The following is a 4,199-nucleotide window of genomic DNA, read 5'->3' as shown; positions in this document are numbered from 1 at the left end:
GTATTAAACGGCCCCGCCCTGCAACATACCGGGCCGCTCGCGCTGGTGGAATTGCTCAACGGCCAGGACGCGCCGCAATACGTTGCGGGCACCGAAAACTTCTACGCCATCACCCGCTACAACTGGAGCAGCTATTACGCGATGGCGGTGATTGAGCTGGGGCGGGAAGTGGCAGCGCGGGTAAGGTAGGCCCGGGCTCTTTCGAAAGAGTCAGACTGCCTTTTGTGAAGGCCAGCGATAGCCCAGCACCGTCGCCAAGGGGTAGGCGTTTTCACACACCTGGTCCAGCTGGTTGCCGCCCCACAAATACACATGCTCTTCATCGGCACGAAGGAAAAATCCGACATGGCCCTTCCAGCCACTGGGGTCTTCGCGCGACAAGACAGCAATGCAGCCGGGCACCGGCCCGTCGAGCGGCTCACCCCACTCCAGCCACGAACGCGCCAACGCGGACCCGGTGCCGGGAATGCCAACCTGGGCCAAAGACCAATTGACAAACGAAGAGCACCAAGACGCCTTGTCGTCATAACCACGGATGTTGGTGTGGGCGTGGTACTCGGTCACGCGGGGGTTGCTCTGGCCCACGGGGAACGTGCGCACGCCGRCTTCGGCAAAGGCGATAGGCATCCAGGGCGCGTGCATGGAAATCAAAACTGGCTCAGACCGTAACCCTGATCTCGCCCGCAAGCTGCGGAGTGACCCGGGGTCCGAAGCTCTGGATATTTGCCAGCGTGACCGTGTGGTGGGCCGAGATCTGTGCCGCCGTGAGAACTCCGTTATCCACGGTGGAGTGGCCATCCGAAACCAGGATGACCGGATAGCCGAGGGCCAAGGCACGCCGCGTCGTGGTGTCTACGCAAAAGTCGCTTTGCATGCCGCAAATGATCAGCTGTTTGATTCCACGCGCCTGCAGCAGTGCCTGCAGCTCCGTGTTGTGGAACGAGTCACTCGCCTTCTTCCGCAAGCGGATATCGCCTGGCTGGGTGTCCAGGCCATCGGCGAGTTGCCATCCCGCAGTTCCATACTCCAGCGGATCATCCGGCGCCTCGTGCTGGATCAGGATCACGGGAGCACCGGCGGCGCGGGCCTTGATAGACACCTGGTTGATCCGGTCGATGACGCGCTGGCTTTCAAAAGTCCCGCCCTCGCCGGAGCAAAGGGCCTGCTGGACGTCGATGACAAGAAGGGCTGTTGTCATGGAATGGAGGTTTGTAGATGGAGCTGACATTCTGGGCCGGCCGTGTGCCGACCGGTTCAAATGTTAGAGCAAACCCGGCACCCGCAAACCGTGCTTGCGTGCAACCCATGCCAGACAGTGATTTCTATCATCAGGCCTGGACAACGAGGGGGCCAAGGCCTCCGTGCGATAGAACTCGATGAACTGAGCGGTCACATTGGGGAGTGACTCAAGTTTCTTGAGGACCAGCGCTTCAGCCGCTGCCGTGTTACCAACCCAAAGGGCAATATCCACCGTCCAATCGGGTATCCACGTCATCTCCGTACGCTCGAGAAGACGCGCGGATAGGCTTTCCCTGGTTCGGCAAACGTCAAACGCAGGTATAGCCAATTCATGAACGGTTTTCACCATCGAATCAATTTCCGCTTGCCGCCCGGCGGGGTCGGCAAGTTGCCACTTCAGGTACTCATGCGCCGCAGAGAGGTATCCAATCTGTGTGGCCCATAGATGATCACCCGTGGTAACGCCGCCATTTGCTTCGCGCCACCTGGCCAGTTCAGCGGACCTCGTCCGGGCGTGCATCGCGACGCCCACATGGGACCCAGAGGAATTGGCACTATCGGCCTGGAATGACACGACGTGCGTGAATGGTCCGACTTTCCTTGAAAAATGAAGTCCGCTTTTGGACCATCGAAACCCCAACCCCGTGAAGGCCCCCGCGACCGCCGCGCATGAGCTTGCAATCACATCGGCGACGCGCTCCGTGCCGGGAGCCACCGGCTGGAATCGACCAGACTGGGTCCGCCGACGTGCATCGAGGGTATCCTGAGTGTGATCATCAAGTGAGCGTAGCGATTTGGGCATGGTGGTCGATTTTGCAGCCTGATCTGGCGCAGATATTTGTTCCTGGGTACTCACATATCCCAGTTGAATTTACCAGTCACCAAGCGATTCGGCATCTTCAGGATACCTTCGCCGCCGCGGACTGAAAGTTCGAAGTCCGGCGGCAATTTGCTGTCTCCAGGATTCTTGTAGCGAACGAGCAGGATTTTTGTCTTTGTATCAAATGCCACGACTACCAGGTGCGGCGGCCGAAGTATCAAAGTGGAGCTTGCCCCAGGCGCGGCAAACGACACGCTGGCCAGAACCGGACGCTCCTGCTGCCCCACCTCGAAGTCAAGAACGTAGCCTGCACTTTCAAACGACAAGGAGCCGGTGGCATGCGCGCCTGCGCTTGCGGCGATAGCGAACACGGCGACAGCAAAAGCAGGACGCATACGATTAATCCTTAGCAGGGGTCGCGGCCGCATTCAGGCATCCACAATGCGCACGCTCAACGGAAAGATCAGGCGACATCTGCAACCCGCGATGGCAAGAGTTCGAGGGCCAGGTATTTGGTGCCGGGAACGGGATTGAAGGTGACGGGCGCCGCAGGCTGAAAACCCAAGGATTCATAGATGCGTTGTGCGGCAGAGAACTCAGGCAGGACATCAAGGCAGATGCGGGAGTAGCCCGCTACCCGCGCTTCATCGAGGATGCGTTCGATGAGCCGGCGGCCCAGGTTTTCGCCCCTCGCCTCCGGCCGCACGTAGACGCGCTTCATTTCGCAGGTGGTCGCGTCGACGCGGCGAAGCGCGGCGCAGCCTGCGACAGTCTGCCCCTTCCAGGCTAGAAGCAGGCGGCCTTCAGGCGCAGCGTACTTCCCGGGTAACGCAGCGAATTCCGCCTCGTAATTCTGGAAGGCAAGACTGACGCTTGGGCTGGCCACGTATTCCCGAAGGATGGCGACAACATGTTCAAGGTCGTCGGGAAAGATCGCAGGCTTGATTTCGGTCATCGTGAAAGCGTACCGCATCTCGCGCCGAAGCACACGCCTTCAGGCAACTCACGATGGCAGCTCAGTTGTCGCGAGAATGGTGTATCAACTCCGCCTTGTCCTTTACCAGGCTTGCCGAGCGCCCCGTTTCAAGAAGCACCTTCAGGTCGCACAGGACAATGCTGAACCCTTCGGTGGCATCCACTACCGGGTCCGTGCCGCCGTCGTCTTCAAACCCGCGGACCTCAACACTGGCGACAGTCGCGCCTTTTTGTTCCTCGGCAAACTTCATGTCGACGTCAAGCCTGCCTTCCAGCCAGGAGAACGCAATACGGCGTGGCGCGTCGAATGCGGTGACGCGCACCCGTTCAGTCGCGCCGGGAACCATGAATTGCCACTCAACTTGAGCACCCTGGCTGAGCGGACCGGTGGTACTTTTCAGCCAGAATTTTGTGATGAGATCAGGTTGGACAAACGCATTGAAAACCTCTACTGCGGGGCGTCGAATGAGCATCTTCGCCCCGGCAACCAACTCAGCCATGGGAGCCTCCTTCAATGAGTACGCGAGGTGCGCGGATGAGCAGTCTACGCCGCACTTAAGGCCGGGCGTTCTTCAATGCTTAACGAAATGTATGGAGCCAGACCTGCGGATAAGCTGGCGTTTGTCACCTGCAGTAATGGCCAGATAAGGCCTCCAGCATCCATTCGACTTTGATCACCATGAAATTCGATCGCGCCAGCCAATTTCTGCTTGCACGCCGCACGCGTCCCATCTAAATCGCTATCAAATCAATAGCTGCTTGCGCCCGTCCCTATTGGGCTAGGCCAATTTTTATGCCTGAAAAGCATTTTGGACCGCCGCAGGCCTCATTGACGCCCAACAGGACGGTCATTTAAAGCGCCGAAACAGCGTCTGGAGGGATTTCCAGCCTGGTTTTTGAGCAATTTATGCCGCTAACCCAATGACAACGGGCGCAAGCAGCTATTAAAACAATAGCAACCGGACAAGCGATCAAACCGGCTGGATCGTGATCTCCACCGTCATCGATTCTTCCCCGCCGCCCTGCCGCACACCCTTGATGGGTGGGCAGGCGTTGTAGTCGGTGCCCATGGCCAGTCGCACATGGCGCTGGTCGATCAGGCAGCTGTGGGTCACGTCGATGCTGACCCAGCGGCGTGTAGCCACATCCAGGCACACGTCGCACC

General features: G+C 59.0%; 7 protein-coding genes and 1 pseudogene. 1 reads left to right on the top strand and 7 read right to left on the bottom strand.

Translation table 11 applies throughout. From position 1 onward, the window contains the following. A partial coding sequence (locus tag AC1D0Z_RS16890; protein WP_477659374.1) for a lytic murein transglycosylase occupies positions 1–189 on the top strand: 189 nt, incomplete at its 5' end. A 21-nt stretch (positions 190–210) separates the two neighbouring features. Here the strand turns inward: AC1D0Z_RS16890 and AC1D0Z_RS16885 are convergent. The 7 genes and pseudogenes from AC1D0Z_RS16885 to AC1D0Z_RS16855 all read right to left on the bottom strand — a co-directional run. After that, positions 211–642, bottom strand: coding sequence for a TIGR02594 family protein (locus AC1D0Z_RS16885; protein ID WP_477659375.1), 432 nt, complete (start codon positions 640–642; stop codon positions 211–213). A 16-nt stretch (positions 643–658) separates the two neighbouring features. Next, on the bottom strand, positions 659–1,198 hold the full coding sequence (locus AC1D0Z_RS16880) for a cysteine hydrolase family protein (protein ID WP_477659373.1): 540 nt from the start codon (positions 1,196–1,198) through the stop codon (positions 659–661). A gap of 63 nt (positions 1,199–1,261) precedes the next feature. Then, complete coding sequence (locus AC1D0Z_RS16875; RefSeq protein ID WP_477659372.1) at positions 1,262–2,041, bottom strand: hypothetical protein; 780 nt, start codon at positions 2,039–2,041, stop codon at positions 1,262–1,264. A gap of 50 nt (positions 2,042–2,091) precedes the next feature. Then, positions 2,092–2,454: a hypothetical protein gene (locus AC1D0Z_RS16870; protein WP_477659371.1), complete on the bottom strand. Its 363-nt coding sequence runs from the start codon at positions 2,452–2,454 to the stop codon at positions 2,092–2,094. A 68-nt stretch (positions 2,455–2,522) separates the two neighbouring features. Continuing rightward, on the bottom strand, positions 2,523–3,014 hold the full coding sequence (locus AC1D0Z_RS16865; protein ID WP_477659370.1) for a GNAT family N-acetyltransferase: 492 nt from the start codon (positions 3,012–3,014) through the stop codon (positions 2,523–2,525). A gap of 61 nt (positions 3,015–3,075) precedes the next feature. Beyond that, a complete protein-coding gene (locus tag AC1D0Z_RS16860; protein ID WP_477659369.1) occupies positions 3,076–3,534 on the bottom strand; it encodes an SRPBCC domain-containing protein in 459 nt (152 codons plus the stop codon). A gap of 471 nt (positions 3,535–4,005) precedes the next feature. Next, positions 4,006–4,199 (bottom strand): annotated as a pseudogene (locus AC1D0Z_RS16855) (transglutaminase family protein); the annotation flags it as partial.

This window comes from Polaromonas sp. P1_E3 (genome assembly GCF_056405935.1).
Note: the sequence above shows the minus strand (reverse complement) of the source record. Positions and strands in the feature narration are given on the sequence as shown.